This window comes from Mesorhizobium sp. M4A.F.Ca.ET.022.05.2.1, assembly GCF_003998845.1.
Classification (GTDB): Bacteria; Pseudomonadota; Alphaproteobacteria; order Rhizobiales; family Rhizobiaceae; genus Mesorhizobium.
The window spans coordinates 1-3,593 of sequence record NZ_RZOJ01000520.1; the positions used below are offsets into that span (position 1 = coordinate 1).

The following is a 3,593-nucleotide window of genomic DNA, read 5'->3' on the forward strand; positions in this document are numbered from 1 at the left end:
GTTGAGGATGTCGACGCCGCGCGCGGCGACCGCCCTGTCGGCGCTGGAAATGTCGCCGTCGGCCGGCAGGCCGATGCTGATCGCGACGTCAAGATCGAGATCAGCGATGCGCCTCGCGAGCCGGCCGATATCGACATTGGCGGGGTCGAGATAGGAGAACTCGATCAGGTCGAAGCCGGCTTCCTTCGTGTTCGCCAGCGTGCGCTCGAGATCCGCCTGCGCCGAGCTCGCCGACCAGACGAAGGAGTGGATACCAATGCGCGCCATGATCGTCTCCATCTGCTCAAATCTATCGTGCCGCAGTGCGGCCCTTGCCGTTCTCGGCGCCGATCGCAAGATCGCGCCAGCGATCACGATAGCCGGCTAACCCGGCAAAGTGCGCGGCATCAACGGGCTCCGGCGTTTCGGCGGCCATGCCTCGACCGGCGCTCTCGAAGGCGAGAGCGGCGGCGCCCGTGGCGCTGCCTTCCAGCGTGGCGCCCTGCAGGAAGGGCTGGCCGGGCCGTAGCTGCGCCAGCAGACTGGCGAGCAGGCCGCCCGCGTTCAGCCCGCCATCGACGATGACGGTGTCTTTGGAATGGATCAGGTCGAGCGACAGATCGACCATCAGCGCCACATAGAGCAGCGCCACCGCAGCGCGTTCTTCTCTGTCGGGCGCGCCGCCGATCACTTCGCCGACGCGATCAGGCATCGGACCGCCCGGCGCGAAGCTGGGCAGGGCCATTATGCCGGCGTCGATCACCCGCTGTATCGAAGCCGGCGATATGGCGCCTTGCCAGCCGGCGCTGATCACCGCGAATTCGCGCCCACCCATGAAGCGGATGGTCGGCACCGGACCGCCGTCGACATCGACATTGACCAGCATGTCGCGGTCGCGGTCGAGCACGTCCAGCGGGCAGTCGGGATTGAGCACGACCACCCAGGTTCCGGTCGAGACCACTGTGAGCGGACCAAGTTGCTGCCGGCGATAGGCATGGAGCGCGGCATTCGAGTCATGGACGCCGTTGTGGATGGCGACCGGCCTGCCGGCCTTGCCGAAATGCTGCTCGCCGATGACAGCGCCGGCGCGTGCGAAAGCAGGCATGCGGCCGAGCCAGCTCTCGGCGTCGACCAGCGAGGAGAAGTCGCGCCGGCGCGGCGCCCACAGATGCGAATGGCAGCCGAGATAGGACACTTCCGAGACGGCGCGGCCGCCGAAACGCCAGCTCCAATATTGCGGATAGCCGAGGATCGATGTCGCCGAGGCGAAGGCGCCCGGCTCGACCTCGTTCAGCCACAGCATGTGGCGGCCATAGTTGAAGCCGAGCGGCAAGCGCGGCGAGAAGGTCTCGGAGAAATCCGGGATGCGGCGATCGATGCGCGCCGCGACCTCGGCAGGCGGCTCCTGCTCGTAGTCGAGGATCGGGTGCGTGAGCGCCGTATCATCGACCAAGGCGAAGGTGCAGCCATGGCCGGACACCATCAGCCCTTCGATGCCGTGACTGTCGACCGCTTCGTTAACGGCAGCGAGCGCCCAGTCATGCAGTGCCGCATCGTCGAGCACGCTGAAGCCGTCCCTGTGTGTCCAGATCGGCCTCGTGCGGCGCCCGTCGAGAATGCGCCCGTCTTCCCCGAAGACGAACAGCTTCGAATTGGTCTTGCCGAAATCAAGCACCGCCACTTTCACTGGACGGCCCCCGAGGCGGAGGCGATCCGCACCATGACGCCTGCATCTTCCAGCATACGCGCATCGGCGTCGGACAGGCCGTCATCGGTTACCAGCGTGCCGATGCGCGACAGCGGCAGCGCGACATTGCGGGCATGGATCGACAGCTTGCGGCTGTCGGCCAGCACCACGATCTGGTCGGCGCACAGGCTCAAATCGACGATCGAGCGGACCAACAGCGGATGCGATTCCAGCACGCCTTCCTGGCTGAGCCCCTGGGCGCCGACGAAGAACTTCGCGGCGTAGAAAGGTGCGGCCTGGGCGAGCGAGTGGATGATGCCGGGCTCGCGGTGAAGATCGCCGCCGGCGATGGTCAGGCTGCAGTTGCCATGGTCGCTGAGATAGGCAGCGAGCGGCATGGAATTGGTGAACAGGCGGATGTTGCGGTCGGCGAGCCTGACGCCGAGATGAAAGCAGGTCGAGCCGCCATGGACGATGACCGCGTCGCCGTCGCGCACCATGGTCGCGGCAAGGGCGGCGATCCGCCGCTTGGCCTCGACGGCGAGGTCGCGGTTCTCGTCATAGGGCCTGGCATAGGCGATGCCGGCCTGGGCTACACCGTCGAGCGCCGAGATGCCACCATAGACCTTGCGCGCCTCGCCAGCCCCGTCGATCTTGTCGATATCGCGCCGGACCGTCGCCGCCGAAACGCCAAGCCGCTCCTGCAGCTCGCGCACCGAGGCGAACGGGCGATCCCGCAAGATCTCGACGATCTGACGCTGGCGGCCGGAGTCGCTCAACTTTTCCTCCCGATGTCGCTTGGCGTAACTTACTCAAGCCCGATGGGAGAGCAAAGTCATTTCTGACGAAAGAAGATCATGATTGACGTAGATCGCTCGTATCTGCGATACCGACGTCGGCTCCCTTGCAGGAATTTCGAGCGGAAAGCACGACGCGGCCGGCAGTTGCGAAGGACAGCGACATGGCGCCATTGGCCATAGGCATCGACATCGGCACTTCCGGCGCGCGCGCCGTCGCCATGCGCCCGGATTTTTCCATCGCCGCGCGCGCCGCCGTTCCACTCGACCGCTTTGGCGCCAACAGCCGCGACCCTGTCGTCTGGTGGGCGGCGGTCGAGGCAACGCTGAAGGAATTGCTCTCCGCCATCGATCGCGCGGCGGTGCGTTCGATCGCCGTCGACGGCACGTCGGGCACCGTGCTGCCAGTCGACGCGGTCGGACGGCCGCTGGCCGAGCCGCTGATGTACAACGACAAGGTTCCGGTCGACACCATACTCGCCGTGATCGCCCGCGAGGCGCCGGAAGCAAGCGCCGCGCACGGCGCGACCTCGGGCCTCGCCAAGGCACTCTCTTTCCAGCGCCTGCCCGGCGTCGCCTGGATGCTGCACCAAGCAGACTGGATTGCCGGACAATTCTCGGGCCGCTTCGATGTCAGCGACGAGAACAACAGCCTGAAGACCGGCTACGATGTCGAGGCCGGCCGCTGGCCGGACTGGATCGACGCCACCGGCATGCGCATGGAGCTGCTGCCCGAAATCGTCAGACCGGGCAGCGTGACCGGCAGGCTCACCGCCGACGCAGCCGAGCGGTTTGGCCTTGCGCGCGACATCGCGGTGGTCGCCGGGACGACGGATGGCTGCGCCTCATTCCTGGCCACCGGCGCGACAGTCGCCGGCGAGGGCGTGACGGCGCTCGGATCGTCGCTGACCATCAAGATCCTGTCCGACCGGCCGATCTCGGCGCCGCGCTACGGTATCTACAGCCACCGGCTCGGCGACGCCTGGCTGGCCGGCGGCGCGTCGAATTCCGGCGGCAAGGTGCTCGCCCGTCATTTTTCGGTGGCGCGCATCATCGAGCTGAGTGCCGCGATCGATCCGGCGACCGAGACCGGCCTCGACTACTATCCGCTCGGCAAGCCGCCGATAGCC

At 66.9% G+C, this 3,593-nt stretch carries 3 protein-coding genes and 1 pseudogene; 1 reads left to right on the top strand and 3 read right to left on the bottom strand.

Features of this window, described 5'->3' with window-relative positions; all coding sequences use genetic code 11:
* From EN745_RS31860 to EN745_RS31870, 3 genes and pseudogenes are all read right to left on the bottom strand, one after another.
* Window positions 1-267 (bottom strand): annotated as a pseudogene (locus EN745_RS31860) (sugar phosphate isomerase/epimerase); the annotation flags it as partial.
* A 22-nt stretch (window positions 268-289) separates the two neighbouring features.
* Window positions 290-1,666, bottom strand: coding sequence for an FGGY-family carbohydrate kinase (locus EN745_RS31865; protein ID WP_127423085.1), 1,377 nt, complete (start codon window positions 1,664-1,666; stop codon window positions 290-292).
* On the bottom strand, window positions 1,663-2,445 hold the full coding sequence (locus EN745_RS31870; RefSeq protein WP_126056873.1) for a DeoR/GlpR family DNA-binding transcription regulator: 783 nt from the start codon (window positions 2,443-2,445) through the stop codon (window positions 1,663-1,665). Before EN745_RS31870 ends, EN745_RS31865 begins: the two co-directional genes overlap by 4 nt.
* A 182-nt stretch (window positions 2,446-2,627) precedes the next feature.
* Between EN745_RS31870 and EN745_RS31875 the strand changes: the two genes are divergently transcribed.
* The coding region (locus EN745_RS31875) for an FGGY-family carbohydrate kinase (RefSeq protein WP_127423086.1) at window positions 2,628-3,593 on the top strand (966 nt) is incomplete at its 3' end.